Genomic DNA, 22,260 nt, shown 5'->3' on the forward strand with positions numbered 1-22,260 from the left:
TTCGTTGTTTTAAAGTGATGCAAAAGTAGCAAGTTTTAGTATACAAAGCAAGTATTCATCGCACTTTTTTTGAGTAAAGCTAAAACTTACTGATTCTCAGTTGTATTATTTTCCTGTTCTTTTCTGATTTGTTCGCTCATCTCTTCCAATACCGGTTTAATGGTGTTTTCCGGAAGATCACTGATCCGGATATACATCAATCCATCGATTGCATCATTGAAATTAGGATCTACATTAAAAGCAATCACTTTTGCATTTTGCTTGATGTATTTTTTGATCAGAACAGGCAATCTTAATTCCGGTTCAAGATCATCAATAATCTTGTCAAGTTTATTCAGGTCGGATTCCATTTCTTCAAAGAAGATATTTTTATCCCTGTCGCGCAATTTGACCTTGTATTCATTCCTTGGGGTAATGTATTGAGCCACTGCGGAATCAAAATAATTGGAACGCATAAATTCAATCATCAGCGATTTTGAAAACTCTGAAAATTTGTTGGAGATGCTTACTCCTCCCATCAGAAATTTATGGTCAGGATTTCTCAGGCAGACATGTACAATTCCTCTCCATAACAGGAAAAGCGGAAGAGGTTTCTGCTGATATTCCTGACAGATGTAGGCACGGCCCATTTCGATTACCTTTTTAAAGAAAGGATGGATGTCCTGTTCAAATTCAAATAAAGAACTTGTATAGAAACCTTTGATGCCGTATCTTTTCATTACCTCTCTGCCCAGTGCCATTCTGTAGGCTCCTGCCAGTTTTTTCTCGCCATTGTCCCAAAGGAAAAGATGGTGGTAATGCTTGTCATATTCATCCAGGTCGAACGGAAGGTTACTTCCTTCACCTACTGCACGGAAGGTAAGTTCCCTCTGGCGTCCGATTTCCCTCATAATAGAAGGGATTTCTTCATAAGTAGTAAAGTAAATTTCATAATTTCCGTTGCTGAACAACATTTTATCCGTTCCTCTCAGTTTATCAACGTCTTTGATAATGTCTTCTACAGGAGTTTCATCAATAATGTTCTGAACAATATTTTCTTCTTTTAATAAAGGAAACTTTACGGATAGATTCTGAAGATTAATGCTTTGCGCAAGGGATTTTCTCTTTTCATAATAAGATTTCATCATATATACCTTACGTTTCAGGAATTCTCCGAGCTCCTCAATGGTTTCCATTTCGTCCATTGCCTTTACGGCGATTGGTCGCCCGATTCTGATTCTGATGGGTTTTTCCCTGTCATTCATCATTTCTGCAGGAAGCATCAGGGTCTGTAAATTCGGATGCAGTTTAGCAACCTGATAAAACAAACGGCTGTTTTTGGCATGGAAATACATAGGAACTACCGGCACTTTAGCCATTCTGATGAGCTTAAGTGCCGTTTTTTCCCATTCTTTATCTAAGATTTCCCCATAAGGATTGTTTTTGTTGGAAACTTCTCCTGCAGGGAAAATACCTACGCAGCCTCCGTTTTGTAAATGCTTGAGGGTTTCGCGCATGCCCGAAGAACTGCTGTAAGCTTCTTTTCTGTTTTCAAACGGATTTACAGCGATTACGTATGGAGCCATGGGCTTGATTTTATCCAAAAGGAAATTACCCATTACCTTGAAATCAGGACGAACCTCTGTAAGAATTTTGCACATCAGGATCCCGTCAATAGCACCCAGCGGATGATTGGAAACCAAAACAAACGGTCCTGTTTTAGGAATCTTCGCTAAATCTTCTTCAAAAGCTACATAGCTTAGATTTCTTTCTCTCACAAATGAGTCGAAAAAGTCTTTACCTTCCTTGTCTTTTAGTTTATCGTATAATTTATTTACTTCATTTATTTTAGCAACGCTCATCACAGCAGATGCTACAGGATTCTTTAGGAACCCCAGTTTACTTAAGCCGGAAGCTTTGATCAGATCGTTTTTCGAAATTAAACTCATGTGTGTTTAGTCGCAATTAATATTATTGTGTTACCATTTGAAGTGTATTCTTGGAAATTTGTTCCAATAATACATTTTTTTCCTGGTAAAATCTATCAATATGATCCATCTTCGCATTTCTTACTGTGAATAAAGATACATTTTTTAATTGCTTCAGTTTTAAAAAATTTCTGAAGCTCCTCGTTAAGTTCCTCAAGGTGATTAAACTTATCCTCCAGGCATAAGGCCAGGGAGATAGCAGAGTTCTGCATCAGGGAAACTTTGATTTTATATTTGGATAAATACCCGAAAATTAAGCTCATATGATCCTCTGCAATGAAAGAAAAATCCCTTGTAGAAATTTTTAACAGAGCCTGGTTTTCTTTTAAAATATAAGTTTCTTCCTGTTGATTCTTTTCTGAAGCCCCTACTTTAGTTCCCTCTTTCGTAGGATCTACAAAAGACTTTACATAAAAAGGAATGTTTTTTTGCTGTAAGGGCTGTAATGTTTTCGGGTGGATGACGCTTGCTCCGTAATAAGCCATTTCAATTGCCTCTTCATAAGATATATGGGAGAGAAGAGATACATCATTAAATTTTCTCGGATCTCCTGTCATTACTCCCGGTACATCTTTCCAGATCGTCATGGCTTCTGCATTTAAGCAATACGCAAAAATAGCCGCAGAATAATCTGATCCTTCCCTTCCTAATGTTACAGTGAAATTATTATCATCCGAACCGATGAAACCTTGAGTAACATAGCAAATCTCGGGATTTAAACTGGAAATAAACTCTTCGGTCTTCACCCAATCCACAATCCCTTCTCTGTATGCACTGTCTGTTTTTACATAATCCCGGGCATCCAGCCACTGATTGGTAAACTGAATTTCATTCAGGTATTCACTCACAATCTTTGTTGAAATCATTTCTCCGCAACTCACCACTTGGTCATACACGAAGTTATAATTAGGAGATTTATTTCTCCTTAAAAATGAGTCGATATCATCAAAAAAGAGATTGATTTCCGCAAAAACCGCATGATTTTCAGGGAATAGTCCTTCCGCAATCTCAATGTGTTTTCGTTTTATCTTTTCAATCTCAGCTTGATAGTTATCCTTCTTGAAATAAAGTTCTACAACTTTTTCCAACTCATTTGTCGTTTTGCCCATTGCCGAAATTACCAGCAAACACTTGGCAAATCCCTGGCTTTTTAAAACCATGGACACATTTTTCACACTGTCAGCGTCCTTTACAGACGCTCCACCAAACTTGAAAATTTTCATTAAATTGTTAAAAATAAAATTGTTAGATAAAAATTACATGAGTTTTTTACGGACGTCAAAATTATAAATTTACAACGAGATATGAAATAGCCTGATAATCCGATGAAATTAAGATTTCCTTAAAATCCAATAATTCCTCACATAATCTGAGGTTTTGCTAACCTCAGACAACAAATCTGAAGATATCTTTATCTGTCTTTATTCAACATAATGAGAATTTTTTATATGTATTGTGTTGATATACAGTCTTTAATCTCTTTTATAATTAAATTTTCCTAATGTGATAAATTTTCCGAAATTTGGGGAAAACATAAAAAGTAAAATATGTCAGATCAATCATTACAGACGCTAGGAGAATTTATTATTGATAAACAGGAAGATTTTCAGTATTCCACAGGGGAACTCTCCCGTCTTCTAAGTGCTATAAGGTTGGCTTCAAAAGTGGTAAACAGAGAAGTAAATAAAGCCGGGCTTGCCGATATTTTAGGTAAATCCGGAAATGAAAACATTCAGGGAGAAGAGCAGCAGAAACTGGATGTTCTTGCCAACGAAATATTTATTACTGCGCTTTCCCAAAGAGAAGTGGTGTGTGGTATCGCATCAGAAGAAAATGATGACTTTATCGATATCAAATGCGGAGAAAACGGGCATTTAAGTAAATATGTCGTATTGATTGACCCTTTGGATGGCTCTTCAAATATTGATGTCAATGTTTCCGTAGGAACGATTTTCTCCATTTATAGGAGAGTTACTGAACCGGGAACTCCGGTACAGCTGGAAGACTTCTTACAGAAAGGAGTGAATCAGATTGCCGCAGGATATGTTATCTATGGTTCTTCAACAATGATCGTGTATACAACGGGTAACGGAGTAAACGGATTTACGCTGGATCCTTCCTTGGGAACCTACTATCTTTCTCACCCGAATTTAAAGTTTCCGGCAAGCGGAAAAATTTATTCCATCAATGAAGGAAACTATATCAAGTTCCCTCAGGGAGTAAAGAATTACCTTAAATACTGCCAGATGGAAGAAGGTGACCGCCCTTATACTTCCCGATATATTGGTTCCTTAGTAGCGGATTTCCATAGAAATATGCTGAAGGGAGGAATTTATATCTATCCTTCTTATTCGCAGGCTCCGAACGGTAAACTAAGATTATTATATGAATGTAATCCTATGGCATTCCTTGCAGAGCAGGCTGGTGGAAAAGCAACAGACGGATTCAGACGGATTTTGGAAGTAGAACCTACAGAACTTCACCAGAGAATTCCGTTTTTCTGCGGCAGCATTGAAATGGTAGAGAAAGCAGAAGAATTTATGCGTATTGACAGCGTAAAATAATGAAAGCATCATATTTTAAATACTTATTACAATTTAAGCGCCCGAGTGGAACATCTCGCGGCGTTTTTGTTTGATAAGGAAACTTTCATTCTGGAAATTTCAGAAGAGGGTAAGAAAGGAACAGGAGAGTGTGCAATTTTCAGAGGGTTGAGTTTTGATGACAGACCAGACTATGAAGACCGGTTAAAATGGCTTTGTAACAATATTACACAAGATTCTGCCTACTTAAAAGAGGAATTAAAGGATTTCCCATCAATATGGTTTGGATATGAACAGGCTCTTTTAAATTTAAAAAACGGAGGCAACCTATATTTTCCGAGCGAATTTACGGAGGGAAAATCCGCCATTACCATCAATGGTCTGATCTGGATGGGTGATGCCGGATATATGGAAGAACAGATTCAGGACAAACTGGAAAAAGGGTTCCATTGTATTAAATTAAAAATAGGAGTCAATTGGCAAGAAGAACATATTATCCTTCAGAAATTAAGGAAAAAGTTTTCTAAAGATCAGTTGGAATTGCGTGTTGATGCCAATGGAGGTTTCAGCAAAGATGAAGCGGTAATTGTTTTGCAGCAACTGGCAGATTTGGATATTCACTCCATTGAACAGCCTGTTAAAGCTGGACGTTGGGATGATATGGCCGGATTATGTGCTACCACGCCTACGCCGATTGCTCTGGATGAAGAATTGATCGGTATAGTTGATGCAGAAGAAAAGAAAAGGCTTTTAGAATGTATAAAACCGCAGTATATTATCTTAAAACCAGCTTTAGTGGGTGGGTTTTCCGGTTCAGATGAATGGATTTCTTTAGCCGAAAAACAGAATATTGGCTGGTGGATCACCTCTGCACTGGAAAGTAATATAGGATTGAATGCTATTGCCCAGTATACTTTTACCAAAAAAAAATCCGATGCCTCAGGGATTAGGTACCGGAGCTTTATTTGTCAATAACTTTGAATCACATCTTGAACTCAGAAACGAGCTGTTGTGGTTCAGAAAATAAGCAACATAACCAGGATTAAAGATTATTCCAATGTCCAGCACTCTGTTGCCTGATCCGGCTTCAGTTCATACAGCTAATCAAACATTTATCATGGAATGAGCATTAGGAACTAATTCCTGCAATAGAATTGTAGGAATTAATCTCCGGTACGGTAATAAGCTGAAGTAGTAATGCTAGGCTCGGATATCTATAATTTTATAAGTTATTGTCCCTTATTTAAATCACATCTTTTACGAAAATCGCTTTCTTGATATATTTTACGATATGAGAAAGCTTTTTTTTAATCTGTTTCATGATAAAAAAATTGTAATTCCCTTGTTTATGAATTGGCAATCTCTGTGCCAGTCTCATAGGCAAGAATAAATTTAACATACGGTTAACTTTATTAAGCTAATTTTACGTCATTGTTAAGCAATAATTGTGAAAATGTTTTCGTTATTTTTGATTCTATTGGTGATTAAATTCCTATCTATTCCGTATAAATTTTGGAAAATATCACTTTGAACCTGCGAACTTGAAAGGTATCCCCAATGATTTCCCACTTCAAATTTAAAGCTGTTTAAAAGGTCGTCTTTTACAAACGTACAATCAATAATGGAAACAATATCTTTAAATGGCTCAATATTGCTGGGTCCGTTTTTACCAAGTCTTGGGGTAAGGATATTTTTGGTAAACTGTGAAATCCCCAGAATAACATCCTGCCTGTTCAGATAAACAGAAATCCGGTTAGCCAATAAAGGTAGTTTATTAAATGAATTTTCGGAGTCTTCAAATACTTTATAGGTAACATCGGCATTCAGCAGAATGACCTGATCAATTACCCGTAGGATGTTTTCGCTTTTAAGACTGTACAGCATGCTTTGAAGTACCCTGTTTCCCATAGAATGAGCCATAATATGGATCCTTTGATTGCATGGGGCCAGGTCGCGGCTGGAAAAAATATCTTTTAGGAACTGAGTGTAGAAATAGAATAATCTTAATAATGAGGTTCCGGAATTAATGCTTGATGCCTTGTCATCAAAATAAGTCAGCGGAACAAGGCTGCTGGAGGCCGGCCAGCTTACAAAAAGGATATGTTCTACGGGAGAAGCTGGATTGTCAATGAAGAGTTTTTTCAGATCAATTATAGCTTTTAACTCATCATCGAACGTATAGGCATAGCCATGAATGAAAATTAATACATCACTTCTGTCCTTTGCTGACGACATATTTTTGTATAATTCATAGAACATCCGTTGTGTTCCACCTAAATTATTGGCTGTTAATACTGATGGTTTTATGCCTTTTTCACTGAGTAAAACGTCAAGTACTTCCTGGTATCCTTGTTTTTCGGGTTCGGAGAAAAGTTTGTAATCTAGAATATTCCTGTTGGTGTAATCTTTCTTTTTTTTTTGCCTGGGCACTGGGTTCTTTGTAATTGTCGAAATTACATTTAGCAATCCTGAAATTGGGGATTGAGTATTCGTCGTTGGAAAAAGAATCGACCCTTTCTCCTTTATAACGTACAATCTTCCGATTGCTTAGTATATAAACAGCCATGATTTTTAATTTGTTACAGTGGTTTTTAGTTTTGCTCTAAATTAATGAAAAATACTGAATTAGCAATTAATAAGCTTTTAAATTATGACTTTCATAAAGATTTATTTTTCCGTAACTTTGTACCACTTTTTTTGCATAAAATAAAAGCAACTTTAATGGAAGAAGAAAAAAAATCACTCAATTTTATTGAGCAAATTATAGAAGATGATTTGGCAAACGGACTGAAAAGAGATCAGATTCGTTTCCGTTTTCCCCCTGAACCGAATGGATATCTGCATGTAGGGCACACAAAAGCCATCTGCATCAATTTTGGTTTGGGTGAAAAATACAATGCTCCCGTAAACCTTCGTTTCGACGATACGAATCCTGAAAAAGAAGAACAGGAATTCGTAGATTCTATCAAAAAAGACGTTGAATGGCTTGGGTTCAAGTGGGATAAGGAATTGTATGCATCAGACTACTTCCAGCAGCTTTACGAATGGGCAGTGCAATTGATTAAAGAAGGAAAAGCTTACGTAGATGAGCAGCCGTCTGAAGTTATTACAGAGCAAAGAAAGAATCCTACAGAGCCGGGAATAGAATCTCCATATAGAAACCGTCCTGTTGAAGAATCCCTTGATTTATTCGAAAGAATGAAAAACGGTGAATTCGAGGAAGGGGCAATGTCACTTCGTGCAAAAATCGATATGGTATCGCCTAATATGAATATGCGTGACCCTGTGATGTACAGAATACTGAAAAGGCCCCACCACAGAACAGGTACCGCGTGGAAGATCTATCCTATGTATGATTGGGCTCATGGTGAATCGGATTACCTGGAGCAGGTATCTCATTCGCTATGTTCATTGGAGTTTGAAAATCATAGACCTCTTTATAACTGGTATCTGGAGCAGGTGTATGACGAATCCAAAGTCGCTCCAAAACAAAGGGAGTTTGCAAGGATGAATGTTTCCTATATGATCACTTCCAAAAGAAAGCTGCAAAGGCTTGTAGCAGAAGGAGTAGTGACAGGATGGGATGATCCGAGAATGCCTACGATTTCGGGAATGAGAAGAAAAGGCTTTACTCCCACGGCTATCAGGAACTTTATTGAAAAAGTAGGTGTAGCAAAAAGAGAAAACCTGATCGAAATCCAGTTGCTCGATTTCTGCGTACGGGAAGACCTGAATAAAGTAGCAAAACGTGTAATGACGGTTGTAGATCCTGTTAAATTAATAATAGAGAACTATCCTGAAGATAAGGAAGAATGGCTGGAGACCGAAAATAATCCGGAACAGGAAGATGCAGGAACAAGGGAAATCCCTTTTTCCAGAGAATTATATATTGAACGTGAAGACTTCAAAGAAGAAGCGAACAATAAATTCTTCAGACTGAAACTGGGTGGGGAAGTCCGTCTAAAATCAGCATATATCATTAAGGCGGAAAGGGTAGAGAAAGATGAAAACGGAGAAATCACGACCATCTATGCTACTTATGATGAAAAAAGTAAGTCAGGAAGTGGTACAGAAGAAAGTTTAAGAAAAGTAAAAGGAACTTTACACTGGGTATCCGCAAAACATGCGATTCCGGTGGAAGTAAGAATTTACGATAAACTGTTTACCGTTGAACAACCGGATGCGGAAAAAGATGTAGACTTCTTAAACTTTATTAATCCTGAATCTGTAACAACAGTTCAGGGCTTTGCTGAACCGTCTTTAAAAGATGTTGCGGTAGGGGAACCTCTTCAGTTCCAGAGAATAGGATATTTTACGAAGGATCAGGATTCTACGGATACAAATTTTGTATTCAACAGAACTGTGACCTTAAAAGACTCTTATAAGCCGGAGTAAAAATATTTATATAGATAAATAGGACAGGGCTTAATTTTTAAGTCCTGTTTTTTATTTAAGCAAGAAAGTACAAATATTTTACAGATCTCACGGGCCGGTTTGGGGAGATTAGTGAGGAAAATATATCAGATTGCTACAACATACAACAAATACAAATTATTAATAAACTTAAATTGTGAAAATAATAAACATATATACGAACTCATTCAAGGGACTCTCACAAGAGAGCTGGATGCTGGCACTGGTAATGCTTATCAACAGGGCCGGTTCTATGGTACTGCCGTTTCTGGGAGTTTATATGACAGATCATTTACATTTTAGTATTGAAAATTCGGGGATTGTACTCAGCTTTTTTGGGATTGGATCTGTTATTGGCTCCTGGCTGGGAGGAATGATTACCGATAAAATAGGAGAGTACAGGGTGCAGAGTCTGAGCTTGCTATTAAGTGTACCTTTATTTTGTTTGATTCCGCTTTTTACAACAGAAGCAGGACTGGCGGGGATCATTTTAGCCCAGAGTATTGTAAGCGAAACCTTTCGTCCTGCCAATTCGGTAGCGATCACCAAATATGCAAAACCTGAAAATATAACACGAGCTTTTTCATTAAACCGTATGGCTGTCAATCTGGGTTTTTCTATAGGTCCGGCACTTGGAGGGATATTATCGGCTATTTCCTATGAATTTTTATTCTTTAGCAATGCCTTGGCTGCTTTATTGGCGGGATTGATGTACATCTGGTTTTTCAGAAAACGTACGAGACTGGCAAGGCAGGAAGCAAGAGAAGTAAAACAGATGATCATTATTAAAAAGGAAAACTCTCCATATAAGGATGGAAAATTTTTTAGTTTACAGCCTGTGTTGTATGCTGTTTGCCATTTGCTTTTTTCAGCTATTCAGTACATTAACTATCTTCTATAAAGATACAGCACATTTAAGCCAGCAGAATATCGGGTATATACTCGGATACAGTGGCTTCCTGATTGTATTGCTTGAAATGGGATTTGTACAGCTGGCAGAAAAGTATTTTACATTGGCCTTTACTATGTTGACCGGAACTTTTTTTATGTGGATTTTCATATGCTATGCTTGCCTTTGATCATAGTATGGTTGTTCTTTTACTATCAATGACTTTGCTTTGTATCGGAGAAATCTGGACATTGCCCTTTATGTCAACCATCACTGCATTACGTTCGGGAGAAAACAATAAAGGAGCCTATATGGGTTTAAACGGAATGTCTTTTTCACTGGCATTTATTGTTACTCCCTACGTCGGAACTTTGATTGCCGATACATTTGGATTTAATATACTATGGATAGGGACAGGAGTACTGGCTGTTATTATTGCAATTGCTTTTTATTTTATCATTCCCTGGATGCTGAAAGATAAAACCAATGCTGGAACCCAGGAAGGGCTGATATAAAATACTTGTTATGCATACATAAACTCCGGCTGGGCATGCCCAGCCGGAGTTCTTTGATTAATAATTAATGTGAAGATGAAATTATTTAATAATGATTTTTTTTGTAATTTTTTTGTCACCGGTACTGAATACCATGATATAATTCCCTTTAGCAAAGTTTGTCAGGTTTATTTGAGAGGCATTTGTAATGCCGGCCTGGCTATGAACCAATCTTCCTGCAATATCAAATATATTTACCTCTGTAGTCGTATTCTTCTTCATTAGAATATTGAACTTTCCATTGGAAGGATTAGGATATACCTGGAATTCATCGTTTTCCAGGGTAAGATCATTTACTGCTAGTGTAGAGACCGTTTCCCTGCTACAAAGTTCGATCGCGGCTGAATTTACCATTCCTGATGAAGTCGTATTAGATGATACATCTACAGCTCTTATAATCCAGTTTCCACTTGGATTTTGGCCATAATATTTGCTTAAGTCCAATCTTATGGGTTCTATTCTTACGGGTATAGCAGCATTAAGGTTGTTACAATTTATGGCTGAAGACTCTCCCTCCTGATCGAACGTTGCTTTAAGAATATTTTTTCCCGGACAGTTTGAATACCAGAAAATCTGATTTTTTTGATCGCTGGGTGCTTTAAGTGTTAATGCAATATTTTCTAAATCCGTATAGGAAAGATCCATGACTACATTTATATCTTCAATACTATTATTTGTGGAAGGAATAGTAACATTCATGGTTGCCGGTGCATTAGGAGCTATAGGAATCGGGCCGTTTACGGGATAGCGTGTACAGTTCATGGTTACATTATAATTGATAGCAAATGCAGGGCTTGCCGCATAATAAATATTTCCGACAGATTCTACAATAATGTAAGCTTTTTGTGAAGGGGTAGAAGGAATGGTGATCATTTCTTCTCCATCGTTAGCTGTATTGGAAACAAGTGGGGTAAAGGTATTTCCACCGTCTGTTGAAATCAGGATATTAACAGACTGAGTGCTAATAGGAGCCGCATTGGTTCCGGCTACATCCCATTTCAGGAGATGAGAAGAACCTGAAGAATAATTCTGATTTAAAGAAATGGAAGTAATCTTGAACGGGCCGGCATTTTCATTTATACTTACGATAGCTTCATCAGATGCCGTTTGTCCTCCTTCTGGAGCGTTATCCCTTACCAGGCTTATAAACTTCATATTCCGGGCAACATCAGACACCATATTCCAGGTGCTGTATAAGCTGCCGTCCAATACTTCTTTAAAAGGCGGGAAATGGCGTGTCGGGCTTGTAACAGGTGGGTATACTCTGAAGTTGGGAGTAGTTGCAGATGTACGGTCCGGGAAAGTATAGCTCCCAATGAGCACAAACGGGGGATTAGGGGCGGAGATATCAGCCTCTTCCCAGGAATATGTGAGATTATTATTATCAGGATCGCTGGCTGTGGCGGTAAGTTTAAAGGCAGTTCCCTTAGGAATAGTGTAATCTTGTCCGGCATTTACCGTCGGAGGATTATTGGAAATGTTCACCGTTGTAGCACAGCTGGTCGTTTTAATGTATTTATTGATTTGGCTGATACTGTAATGCAAAAACTGATTACTGTGTTTATCTGCTACATCGTAGGTACCTGTAACTCCGGGATAGCCCATAATTGTTGTACCACTTCCAGGCTCTCTGTTGGCCCCGGTTTCAGGACTGTTAAAAAAAATACTAAAGTCAATATTCTCCGGTCTGGAAAAAGTGTGATTAGCTCCATATTGATGTCCCATTTCATGGGCAATTACCATAGCATAGATAAATCCCTGCGGTCCTGTACCGTTTACGGGACCGGCATAAGCACTTCCCTTCTTCTGGTCTACCTTTCCATTGACAATTCCCTGGCTGTTTTGACATACCGAGGCGATCATCCCTGCATTTCCTCCTCCTGTCTGATTGGTAAAGATAATGCCTATATCATAATTAGCTTCTCCGATAACATTGGTAAGTGTGGTTTGTACCTGATCATTAAGCGTGTTGGTAGAGGTGGGATTGTAGGGGTCTGTATTTTTATCAAGATAAATAATCTGCTCATTATTAGGGATCAGATTCATGTGGATGGAAAGATCGTTTTCATAAACCGGATTAATGTAGCTCATCAGGTCATTGATGGCCGCCAGGGAATTAGCTACAGTGCTTCCATGATATTCACTGAATTCTCCATCTACGGATACTGCCAGACGAAAAGTCCTGAATTTCTTATCATCGGTATTATCAGTAGGAAAATTATTCTTCTGGGCATTGTTTTTTCCTTGGGTAGTACAACCAATATTGTTGCTGTTCGGAAGCAGGTCGGGAACAGCCGGGCTTACCAGATAAACGGATTTATCTGTTGTAGCCGGTTCTATAACCACAGGCTTTTTATCCTGGTAAAACAGGATCATTTTTATGCCTGCCGGAGAGAGCCCGAAACTAATGGTGTTGCCCGGATTTTTAACGGATATCCCCCTATATGATTTGATATCCGGAAATTTCTTCGCCAGTTCCGGTGACATATTTGAGGTTTCATAAACGCGGTATCTTTCAAAACCTCCATCTAATGCAGGGATGTCAATCACCACCTGAGAAATAATTTTCATGCCCGTTTCCGAAACAGGAGCCGATTGTAATACGGTTTTTAACCGATTGAGTTCTAATATATAGGCGTTCGAATAATCAACTCCTATATTCCTTTTTGCCTCAATCAGATTTCTTTCATCAATCTTCGTTTTTTTCCAGAAATTTTGTCCGGATATACTTTGAAGTCCTGTCAAAGCAAACGCCAGAAATAAGTAGATTTTTTTTTTCATGTTTTTGATCTTTAGTGTTTTTTTGTTAAAAGTAAAAAAAATATCTCTTACCTATGAAATATATTTTTTTATGTTAAATAGTTGATTGTTAATGTTTTATTGCTATTTTTTTAGCGTCTTGATAAATTAGATTTAAAAACACATGGTTAAGTTTTTTTTAAGTTTTAATTTTTCTTATAAATGATATTTAATGGCTAAAAAAATAAACAGCCTTATGTAGACTGTTTAATTGCTTATGGTAATAGCTCCTCTTCCTGTATTGGAAATAGAAGAGATAAAAACGATCAGAAAAAAGCTTATTTTTTATTGAGAAGAATATTGTTAATGATCATTTTTGCATGAATTCTGGAGTTTTCTATAAACCAGAGATGGGTGTCTTTTCCTCCACATACCACTCCTGCAAGATAAAGATTAGAGATATTGGTTTCCATAGTTTCAGGATTATAAAATGGATTAAGGCCGTCACCCTGCAGTTCAATTCCTGAATTTTTCAGAAATTCAAAATCAGGAAGATACCCTGTCATGGCCAATACAAAATCATTGTCAATCTCATGAATCTCATGATTCTGATCTTTAAAAACCACTGTGTTTTCTTTTATTTCAATCATATCCGAGTTGAAATGGGCGATAATGCTTCCTTCTGCAATCCGGTTTTCTATGTCCGGCTTTACCCAATATTTAACACTTTTTGAAATTTCCGAATGCCGGATGATCATTGTTACTTCCGCACCTTTTCTATATGTTTCGAGGGCTGCATCCACCGCAGAATTGCTTGCACCTATTACGACAACTTTTTGCCTGGCATAAGGATAAGGTTCCGTATAATAATGCTTTACTTTGGAAAGATTTTCACCGGGTATATTCATCAGGTTGGGAATGTCGTAAAAACCGGTGGCTATGATTACATTTCTGGCCCGGTACTGAGCTTTTGTAGTACCAACAGTAAACAAGTTATCTTTTTTTGAAACACCCAGCACTTTTTCATACAGGCGAATATTTAATTCTTTTTGCCGGGCAATACCCTGATAGTATTCCAAAGCTTCCTGTCTGCCAGGTTTAGGTGCTGTAGAGATAAAAGGAATTCCGTCAATTTCCAGTTTGTCTGCCGTTGAGAAGAACCTCATATATAAAGGGTAGTTGTATAGGGAATTGACAATAGTTCCCTTTTCAATGATGATATAGCTGAGGTTATTTTTTTGAGCCTCAATAGCACAGTTTAATCCGATCGGTCCTGCTCCTATGATGAGAATATCCAATACTTCCATAAAACAAAGGTACGATGTAATTTGTATGTATGGTAGCTATGGCATCAGTTTTGGTGTTTTTTGACCCATTACAAAAATTAATTATGAAAAAATTACTTATTTCAATGTTAATCCTCGGGACGCTTGCAGCCTGTAAAAAAAAGTGAAACAAAACCTGCCGTTCAAACAGTTGATTCTACAGTTCAGGCTGGTACAGACAGTACCAATGTCACACAGAATAAAGTAAATAAGGAAGAATCCTTGAAGAAAGCCAATGATGAGGTGTTACAGGCTTTAAAGAATAAAGATTATAAAACTTTCGCTTCTTTTATCCATCCGGAAAAAGGAGTCCGGTTTTCGATGTATGCTTTTATAGCTCCCAAAGAAGATAAAAATTTTTCAAAAGCAGATTTTGAAAAATACCAGCCTGCTAAAACCTTATTTACCTGGGGCTCTCAGGATGGCTCCGGTGACGCATATAAGGCAACGATTAACGATTACCTGGCAAAGTGGGTTTTCTCTAAAGATTATACCCAATCCCAATATTCTGTGAATAAATTTATAGGAAAAGGTAATTCCCTGAATAATTTAAAGGAAATATATCCTAAAGCAGACTTTACAGAAAATTATATCAAAGGAACGGAAAAATATGGTGATATGGACTGGAAAGCATTACGGCTTGTATTTGAAGAGTTCCACGGGAAATATTACCTGATTGCAGTGGTGAATGATCAGTGGACAATATAAAAGCTGAAAGCTGAGTGTGGGAAGCTGGAAGAATTTTCAATGCTAGAAAACATTTGTAGTCCTCAATTACAATTATTTTTCGTGGTTCATATCTTTCTGCCTCCAGCTTCCAACTTCCTTTCTTATAAAATGTTACTTAGCTGCTTTGTTAGATTTTTTCTTGAAAACTGTTCGATATGTTGAGTGTTTTCAGAAAGATCACCGTTTTTCCAAAGTTCAAATTTTTCCAGGATAAATTTTTTAACCGATTCCGTATCATTGTAGCTGAAATGTTTACCGGCATTGGTTTCCTCCAGAATTTTGGCAACATCTGCCTGATCAGGCCCAAATGATAAAATTTGTTTTCCCGAAACGAGGTATTCAAATATTTTCCCGGGAATAATCCCTTTTGAAGACTCATTAGGGAAGTTGGTGATCAGCAGCATATCCGAATTCCGCATTTCTTCAACAGCTTTGCCGTGTGAAAGATATCCGAGATTCAGAATATGATCTCTCAACCCTGAATTTTCAATAGAGCTCAGGATCTTATCATCAATTCTTCCCGCAAATTTTAATTTGAACTGAGCTGCAAACTCTTCATTCTCTTTTACCATTTCATCAAGAACTTTCCAAAGATTTTCCGGGTTCCGGAGCTGCTCCAGTACGCCAATATAACTTAAAGTAAAAGCCTCCGGATGACTCTTCAAACTTACAGCTTCATCTTTTCTGCCCGCCTTTTCACCAGCATCACTTTCATCAAAGCCGTTGGTGATACAAACTGCATTAGCTCCTGCTTTCCGGAAGTTTTCTGCATCGGTATAGCTTGTGGCTAAAGTGATATCTGCATTTTTAAATACTGTGCTTTCGAGCTGTCTGTGTTTTTTATCAGAGCCTTTCGTTAATTTTAAATGCTTATAATAAGAAATCTCCGTCCATGGATCCCGAAAATCTGCAATCCATTTCAGGCCTGGAAGTTTGTTTTTCAGTCCCAGCCCGATCAAATGTAATGAATGTGGTGGACCTGAAGTGACAACAACGTCTATTTTGTTTTCTTTCAGGTATTTTTCTAAAAAACGGATAGAAGGTTTTACCCAGAAAACCCGGGCATCAGGAATGAAAAAGTTCCCCCTTACCCAAATGGATAACCTGGATTTCCAGCTTTGATTTTTGCCTACGTCAAATTGTCCTGCCTTAAATTTTTTATTGCTCTTGTTCAGTTTTTCAGCAAGCTGATAAGGTTCCCATATTTTGGTCCTTACTATTTCTATATTCCCGGGAATGTCCTTCATTAAACTTTCGTCCAGCAACGGATAGTTCGGATTTTCCGGAGTGTAAATAACAGGCTTCCATCCAAAATCAGGCAGATATTTGGCAAACTTCAGCCATCTTTGAACACCAGGGCCTCCCGCAGGAGGCCAGTAATAGGTGATAATTAATATTTTCTTCTGTTCCATTTTCTGAGTCATCTGTCATCCTGAATGACATGATGCAATATTGGATTAAACTTTTTATTCTGCTAATGTTTCCTTTTTCTTTTTCCTGTTCATCCAGAAGATTCCCAAAGCGGCCAGTGCAATGAATAATCCGAAGCTTAAAAGGGAAATCCATTTTCCTTTTTCAATTACTTCAGGTTCAAATATCATTCTGATATGATGGTTTCCTGCCGGAACATGTACAGCACGAAGCAGGTAATCTGCTTTGATATAAGGAACTTCTTTTTCGTCTACCAGTACTTTCCATCCGTGAGGATAATAAATTTCAGAGAATACCGCCAGTTGAGGAGTCTTAGACTGGGATTTAAATTCTAATTCATTAGGCTGATACCGGGTAAGGTTGATAAATGCTGTAGAATCTGCCTGAACCGGTTTATTGTCAAAATAAGACTTATCCGAAGAGGCAATAACAGCAGTTTTCTTACTGTTTATTATTCCAATGGATTTTATTTCTTCATTAGGAGTATTGACAAATTTCAGGTCGCTTACAAACCATGCGTTCCCGTTGGCTTTTGGATTCGGAACAGCCTGGGGTTGTTCAGGTCCGCCTACTACCCAATATTTGGCATTCAAAAGATTAAGGATGTTAGGAACTTTTACAGAATCCATTACCTGGAAATATTCGTTGATCACATCATCATATCTTCTCAGTTTCACCGCATGATATCCTCCGATTGAAGATTTGAAGTAAGAAGTATTGGTCTCACTGAATGTTCCCAGAATGTTATTGAAAATCCGGTAATGTGTTTTATCTTTTTCAGCAATGGTTTCCAATGTTTTGTTGACATTTACATCCGATAATACTGATGAAAGAGCAGGATTAGCCTGGACTTTTTCAACCAGAAGATCTGAACTTTCCGTCTGGAAGGGATTTTCAGCAAAGATTTTGTCAACATAATTTTCATCGTTCAGATAACGTCTGTTTACCGTCCATAAGTCAAATAAGCTTACCATTCCAATAATGATCAGCACAACATTCTGACTTAGTTTTTTCTTCAAACTTAAGAATAGGGCCGCCGCCGCAATGGCAACGTATAAGAAAGCCTTTATCGCATCTGTTCTGAAAAGTTTATACCTTTCATCTACAAGATAATCGAGCAGGAAAGGAGGGAAATAGGTCTTTTCATTGTCAGTAGCAAATCCCAGCAGTGATTTTCCGAAGATTAAAAGGATTATTAATATCCCTAATGTTCCGGCACTTACGTAAGTGAGTATTTTTTGTTTGTATTCCTCTGTTAATTTTTCATCCGTAAAGAAATTGTATAAGCCCAGAATGGCAATCAAAGGAAATAATAATTCCACTACCACTAAAATAGAAGAAGGAGCTCTGAATTTATTGTAAAACGGTACGTAATCAATAAAGAAGTCCGATAACGGCATAAAGTTGCTTCCCCAGGCCAGTAAAATAGTTAATATTGAAGCCCCGAGAATCCAGTAACGGTACTTTTTGTAGGCAAAGAAGAATCCTAGTACAGCAAGGAAGCATACGATCGCTCCCTGATAGGCGGGTCCTGAGGTTCCCGGCTGGTCTCCCCAGTAGGTCATGGCACTGAATCCTTTGGAGATCCTGTCCATTTCAGCTTGTGAGCCTACATTTTCCTGAACGAGTTCCTGCACCCTGTTCATCATTTCCTTTCCTTCCGGCTCCTGGCTTCCTCCTCCCATCAATCTTGGGATAAACAGGTTTAGGGTTTCCAGTTTTCCATAACTCCACAACAGCATACTTTCTTTATCCATTCCGGATTTCCCGGAGGTATGGCTGTCATTCGTTAAAATCTGTTTCCCACGGACCGTCTCTTTTACATACTCGGAATTGGCCATAATTCTTTGAGAATTCATTCCCACTCCTATGATGCATGAAGCAGCAACAATTCCCGAGGAAATCAGAAAATGTCTCATCGACGTTTTTTTTTTCTGTATCGCCCTGATCAGTTCAGAAAGGAATAGAAATCCTAAAGCAATAAACAGGTAATACGTCATCTGAGGGTGATTGGCGGCAATCTGAAGACCCATGAAAAGGGTAGTTACAATGAATCCCCAGATATATTGTTTCCGGATATAAACCAGTAAAATACCGGCTAATAAAGGGGCAAAGTATTCAATGGTATTGACTTTACCATTGTGCCCTGCTGCAATAATAATATAAAAATACGTGGAAAGACCGAAGAACGTAGCTCCTAATAAAGCATACTTCCAGTTTCGGACTACAACCATTCCTAAAAGGAAAAAACCTGCAAAAAGCAGGAATAGATAATTAACCGGCCTTGGCAGGAAATTGAGATTGCTGTCGATTTTTTTGATGATATCGCCTTTAAACTGGCTTCCCATCTGGTAAGTAGGCATTCCTCCAAACATGGAATCACTCCAATAGGTTTCGTTGCCGGTATTAGCTCTATAATCGAGCAATTCTTTTGCTCCTCCTCTGTACTGCACGATATCATGCTGGAAAAGCTGTTTTCCTGTAAATACAGGGGTGGAATATAAAAATGCCAAAACTATAAATACAACTAATGAAATTGCAATATAAATTATGTTTTTATTTTTCGCCATGCTGGTTATTATCTTTTATTTCTTGGAAATTTTACCTTTTGTCATTACTCTCTTTCACCTCCTCATAGTCTACGGTCTCCGCATCCCAATTAAGGCTTTGCTTCTTATTCTTATTTGAGTTATGGATATCCTGATGCCCGTTATTCTGGTTGTTATGATTGTTGAACCGGTAACTGTAAAAAGTCTTGAAGAAAATCCTTTTCAGAATATTCCAGACAAAGAATAGAATAATCGCAGTGAGTATTAACTCAAGAATGTACTTCATAATGTTAAAATTTAAAGTTGAAAGATTAAGGTTTAAAGTTGGAGATTTTTTAATTTTTCTCAGCCCTCAGCCTTTAAACCTTTCTCATTCAAATTGTCTCAATTATTTTGCAGAAGGATTTACCATCACTGAAGAGTTTGAAACACTTTTCATAGACTGGGACTGTTTCCCGTCTGAAATGGTTTCAATCTGCGTTGTTTTTACATTGATATTTTGGTTGGTAATCCATCCCGTATTTTCATCAAATTTAATGGTTCCGTTCTGAACAAGTTCACTGCTCAGGCTATGAGTGATAGGTCCCTGGGCTTTCTTTTCAGTTTTCTTAGGGATTCCTCCCGTTACGCCGATTTCTGCAGTTCCGTTACCTAAGCTTTTTAATACATAGTTTGAAGTTACTTTTACACTTCCGCTTGGATCGGCATTTTCGGAAGTCGTCCATTTTTCACCTACTTTTACTCCTTTTTTAGGAATAATGGTTAAATTTTTATTGAACTGATCTTTCAATACCTTTTCATTAAAAGATTCTTTAAGGCTTGCCACTACACTGGCTTTCTCGTTGGCATCTTTAATAATAGTCCCTACAGCGTTGGAAACTTTGGTGTAAACCGCATCGAAACCTGTGATAGAAAGGACATTTCCTTTTGTATCCATTTTCATGGCCAGTTTATTTCCGGTAAGGGCCCTGTTGACGTTCCAGATCATTTTAAGCTCATCTTCCTTCGGGACAGGCAATTTGGTATCTACCACAATGGTTTTTCCCTGAGCAGACTGAGAGCTTCTTTTTGCTACAAGGTTAAGGGTCATGTCATATACATTTCCTTTGATATCATCAACGGTAAAGTTCATCTCGTCTGTAGATTCGCTGGTTGCGGTGATGGATTTTCCCTGAGGATCCGTCATTGTTTTTACATCCCTCTGGTAGGTTGTAAGAGGGTATGTTTTTCCTTTTTCAAGCTTAAAAGATTGCTTAATAATTCCAGCTGAATCTCTGATAGCCGGATTTTCCGCAACTTTTGCTACAGAGTCGGCAGGCACTTCCACCGTTACTGTTTTACCGGTTTTAGGATCTACTTTTGTTATTTTAGCGGTTTCTTTTTTACAAGATACAAGAGCTATAGATGAGATTAGCGCTAATGCTGCTATGTTTTTCATTTTCTAATTTTTTTAATTTTACTACTATTTTATAGGTCTTCCAGAATTTTTTTTGATTTCGGGGATACCATATTTGACTTCAAGTTCAAAGGTATTATCCCTCTTTTTGTTCATAACAAGTCATTAGGCGTGCAGAATCTGTACCAAATTCTGTTTCCGGCATATTTTCAATTGTATCCGGTAAAGATCGTCATAAAATTTATTTTTTAATCAAAGATTGGAGAGAGCAGTCATTTTCTGCCTCACCGCCTCATATAATATTGCTCCACAGGCAACTGAAACATTCAGCGATTGAGTTTTCCCCTCAATAGGAAGCTTTATTTTTTCATCTGAATGATGCAGAACTTCTTTTGAAATCCCCGTTTCTTCATTCCCCATAACAATGGCACATGGTTCAGTGAAATTAACATCATAAATTAACTTCTGGGCTTTCTCGCTGGCAGCATACACGGAAATTCCGCTCTGTTGCAAGAAGTCTACCGTGTGGGCAAGATTGTTTTCTTTGCAGATTTTAATATTATAAATAGCTCCTGCCGATGTTTTAATAGCATCGGAATTGATAGGTGCAGCTCCTTTTTCAGGAATAACCACAGCATCGATGCCTACACATTCTGCAGTTCTGCATATCGCTCCGAAATTCCTTACATCTGTCAGTCTGTCCAGGATCAGCAGGAAAGGAGTTTTTCCTTCCTCAAATAATTGCGGAACAATATCCTCCACTTTATGAAACGGAACATCTGAGATGAAAGCCACTACTCCCTGGTGGTTTTTTCTCGTGAAGCGGTTAAGTTTTTCAACCGGAACATAATTGGGACGGATTTTATTTTTCGCTAAAATCGCTTTCAATTCAGCATAAATAGGACCCTGAAGTGCATTTTGCACAAAGATCTTGTCAATCGTTTTTCCCGCTTCAATTGCTTCAATTACGGGACGCAGCCCGAAAATAAAATCGTCTTTCATTGAGTTGTTTAAAATTTATGTTTAAGGTTTTTGGGTTCAGGAGTGGAAGGTTCATAGTGTGTGAGGACTACAAACTCCCAGCCTCCTTTCTTCCAGCTTCCTTTTTAATATTTTTCTCCTAAAATAGCTCTTTTCTGTGCCATCGCATATCCATAATGCAGGCTTTCATGCATATTGTTAAAGATGATGGCATCCTGGATGCTTTTCAGATCCATTCCAAAACTTGTGGTGTAAGGCGTATAATCCGAAAAGAAATCACTGTCATAATCTTTCATTAAAATTTTTGAAGTTTCAGTGAGTAAAAATTCCAGGTCTTCCACCTCAGATTTTTGTACATTCAGATTCGGTAAAGTTCCTTTCTTATAGGTTTCAATCCAGTATTTATCAATTCTGAAAGGATTTCCGCTAAGGTAATAATGCAAAAGCTGCTGGGTGGCAACAGTGTGTGCAATATTCCAGTAAATATTGTTGTTGAAACCATCCGGAATCAGCAACAAATCCTCGTGGGAGGTATTTTGCAGAATATCCAGGAGGTTTCTCCTTACTTGTCTGTGGGCTTGAAAATGATAATTCATTTTGCAGAAATTTTAATCACCAAAAATAGTTTAATAAACTGGAAACGACAATTTTTTGGCTAAAGGATTAAAATAAACGCTGTTAATCCGTGAAAAATACACTATGGATCATTTCTTCTTTTTAGATAATTTTGAAGTTGAAAAGCTA

13 protein-coding genes and 3 pseudogenes are annotated in these 22,260 nt (G+C 37.7%); 5 read left to right on the forward strand and 11 right to left on the reverse strand.

Going from position 1 to position 22,260, the window contains the following annotated elements:
- Positions 1 to 86 precede the first annotated feature (86 nt).
- Together HX13_RS04595 and HX13_RS04600 are read right to left on the reverse strand one after the other, a co-directional pair.
- The gene (locus HX13_RS04595; RefSeq protein ID WP_050020085.1) at positions 87 to 1,928 is read right to left on the reverse strand and encodes a lysophospholipid acyltransferase family protein; all 1,842 of its coding nucleotides are present in this window, start codon (positions 1,926 to 1,928) and stop codon (positions 87 to 89) included.
- 22 nt (positions 1,929 to 1,950) lie between these two features.
- Positions 1,951 to 3,190, reverse strand: a pseudogene (locus HX13_RS04600) (aspartate kinase).
- Between the two features lie 324 nt (positions 3,191 to 3,514).
- On the opposite strand from HX13_RS04600, the gene fbp reads away from it, so the two are divergent.
- Together fbp and menC are read left to right on the forward strand one after the other, a co-directional pair.
- Positions 3,515 to 4,531 (forward strand): class 1 fructose-bisphosphatase, encoded by a 1,017-nt coding sequence (fbp, locus tag HX13_RS04605; RefSeq protein WP_050020086.1) that lies wholly within the window; start codon positions 3,515 to 3,517, stop codon positions 4,529 to 4,531.
- Positions 4,531 to 5,537: pseudogene (menC, locus tag HX13_RS04610) on the forward strand (o-succinylbenzoate synthase). Before fbp ends, menC begins: the two are co-directional and overlap by 1 nt.
- A gap of 407 nt (positions 5,538 to 5,944) precedes the next feature.
- Here menC and HX13_RS04615 read toward each other — a convergent pair.
- A complete protein-coding gene (locus tag HX13_RS04615) occupies positions 5,945 to 6,940 on the reverse strand; it encodes an alpha/beta hydrolase (protein WP_050020087.1) in 996 nt (331 codons plus the stop codon).
- Between the two features lie 291 nt (positions 6,941 to 7,231).
- Here HX13_RS04615 and HX13_RS04620 point away from each other — a divergent pair, with 291 nt between their 5' ends.
- Both HX13_RS04620 and HX13_RS04625 read left to right on the forward strand, forming a co-directional pair.
- Complete coding sequence (locus HX13_RS04620; protein ID WP_050020463.1) at positions 7,232 to 8,905, forward strand: glutamine--tRNA ligase/YqeY domain fusion protein; 1,674 nt, start codon at positions 7,232 to 7,234, stop codon at positions 8,903 to 8,905.
- Between the two features lie 232 nt (positions 8,906 to 9,137).
- Positions 9,138 to 10,327: pseudogene (locus HX13_RS04625) on the forward strand (MFS transporter).
- An 81-nt stretch (positions 10,328 to 10,408) separates the two neighbouring features.
- On the opposite strand, the gene HX13_RS04630 reads toward HX13_RS04625, so the two are convergent.
- Complete coding sequence (locus HX13_RS04630; protein ID WP_050020088.1) at positions 10,409 to 13,147, reverse strand: reprolysin-like metallopeptidase; 2,739 nt, start codon at positions 13,145 to 13,147, stop codon at positions 10,409 to 10,411.
- Between the two features lie 296 nt (positions 13,148 to 13,443).
- The gene (locus HX13_RS04635; RefSeq protein WP_050020089.1) at positions 13,444 to 14,412 is read right to left on the reverse strand and encodes a YpdA family putative bacillithiol disulfide reductase; all 969 of its coding nucleotides are present in this window, start codon (positions 14,410 to 14,412) and stop codon (positions 13,444 to 13,446) included.
- A gap of 123 nt (positions 14,413 to 14,535) precedes the next feature.
- Here HX13_RS04635 and HX13_RS04640 point away from each other — a divergent pair, with 123 nt between their 5' ends.
- Positions 14,536 to 15,138, forward strand: coding sequence for a hypothetical protein (locus tag HX13_RS04640; RefSeq protein WP_238555033.1), 603 nt, complete (start codon positions 14,536 to 14,538; stop codon positions 15,136 to 15,138).
- 122 nt (positions 15,139 to 15,260) lie between these two features.
- Here the strand turns inward: HX13_RS04640 and HX13_RS04645 are convergent, their stop codons facing one another.
- From HX13_RS04645 to HX13_RS04665, 6 genes are all read right to left on the reverse strand, one after another.
- Positions 15,261 to 16,571 (reverse strand): glycosyl transferase family 1, encoded by a 1,311-nt coding sequence (locus HX13_RS04645; protein WP_050020464.1) that lies wholly within the window; start codon positions 16,569 to 16,571, stop codon positions 15,261 to 15,263.
- A 54-nt stretch (positions 16,572 to 16,625) separates the two neighbouring features.
- Positions 16,626 to 19,160 carry a YfhO family protein gene (locus HX13_RS04650; protein WP_050020090.1) on the reverse strand — a complete coding sequence of 845 codons (2,535 nt, stop codon included), beginning with the start codon at positions 19,158 to 19,160 and terminating at the stop codon, positions 16,626 to 16,628.
- Between the two features lie 31 nt (positions 19,161 to 19,191).
- Complete coding sequence (locus HX13_RS21865) at positions 19,192 to 19,425, reverse strand: hypothetical protein (protein ID WP_082129112.1); 234 nt, start codon at positions 19,423 to 19,425, stop codon at positions 19,192 to 19,194.
- A 102-nt stretch (positions 19,426 to 19,527) separates the two neighbouring features.
- On the reverse strand, positions 19,528 to 20,577 hold the full coding sequence (locus HX13_RS04655; protein ID WP_050020091.1) for a DUF6263 family protein: 1,050 nt from the start codon (positions 20,575 to 20,577) through the stop codon (positions 19,528 to 19,530).
- A 210-nt stretch (positions 20,578 to 20,787) separates the two neighbouring features.
- Positions 20,788 to 21,537: a 23S rRNA (guanosine(2251)-2'-O)-methyltransferase RlmB gene (gene rlmB, locus HX13_RS04660; protein ID WP_050020092.1), complete on the reverse strand. Its 750-nt coding sequence runs from the start codon at positions 21,535 to 21,537 to the stop codon at positions 20,788 to 20,790.
- A 104-nt stretch (positions 21,538 to 21,641) separates the two neighbouring features.
- Positions 21,642 to 22,112, reverse strand: coding sequence for a DinB family protein (locus HX13_RS04665; protein ID WP_047487264.1), 471 nt, complete (start codon positions 22,110 to 22,112; stop codon positions 21,642 to 21,644).
- Positions 22,113 to 22,260 lie beyond the last annotated feature (148 nt).

The sequence above is a fragment of the Chryseobacterium sp. P1-3 genome (assembly GCF_000738495.1).
GTDB lineage: Bacteria > Bacteroidota > Bacteroidia > Flavobacteriales > Weeksellaceae > Chryseobacterium > Chryseobacterium gallinarum.

Bases quoted from the DNA above. Each gene is read 5' to 3' on its own strand.
- HX13_RS04650 (WP_050020090.1), bottom strand. From the start codon at position 19,160: ATGGCGAAAAATAAAAACATAATTTATATTGCAATTTCATTAGTTGTA.
- HX13_RS04665 (WP_047487264.1), bottom strand. From the start codon at position 22,112: ATGAATTATCATTTTCAAGCCCACAGACAAGTAAGGAGAAACCTCCTG.
- HX13_RS04645 (WP_050020464.1), bottom strand. From the start codon at position 16,571: ATGGAACAGAAGAAAATATTAATTATCACCTATTACTGGCCTCCTGCG.
- fbp (WP_050020086.1), top strand. From the start codon at position 3,515: ATGTCAGATCAATCATTACAGACGCTAGGAGAATTTATTATTGATAAA.
- HX13_RS21865 (WP_082129112.1), bottom strand. From the start codon at position 19,425: ATGAAGTACATTCTTGAGTTAATACTCACTGCGATTATTCTATTCTTT.
- HX13_RS04630 (WP_050020088.1), bottom strand. From the start codon at position 13,147: ATGAAAAAAAAAATCTACTTATTTCTGGCGTTTGCTTTGACAGGACTT.
- HX13_RS04620 (WP_050020463.1), top strand. From the start codon at position 7,232: ATGGAAGAAGAAAAAAAATCACTCAATTTTATTGAGCAAATTATAGAA.
- HX13_RS04655 (WP_050020091.1), bottom strand. From the start codon at position 20,577: ATGAAAAACATAGCAGCATTAGCGCTAATCTCATCTATAGCTCTTGTA.
- HX13_RS04595 (WP_050020085.1), bottom strand. From the start codon at position 1,928: ATGAGTTTAATTTCGAAAAACGATCTGATCAAAGCTTCCGGCTTAAGT.
- HX13_RS04635 (WP_050020089.1), bottom strand. From the start codon at position 14,412: ATGGAAGTATTGGATATTCTCATCATAGGAGCAGGACCGATCGGATTA.
- rlmB (WP_050020092.1), bottom strand. From the start codon at position 21,537: ATGAAAGACGATTTTATTTTCGGGCTGCGTCCCGTAATTGAAGCAATT.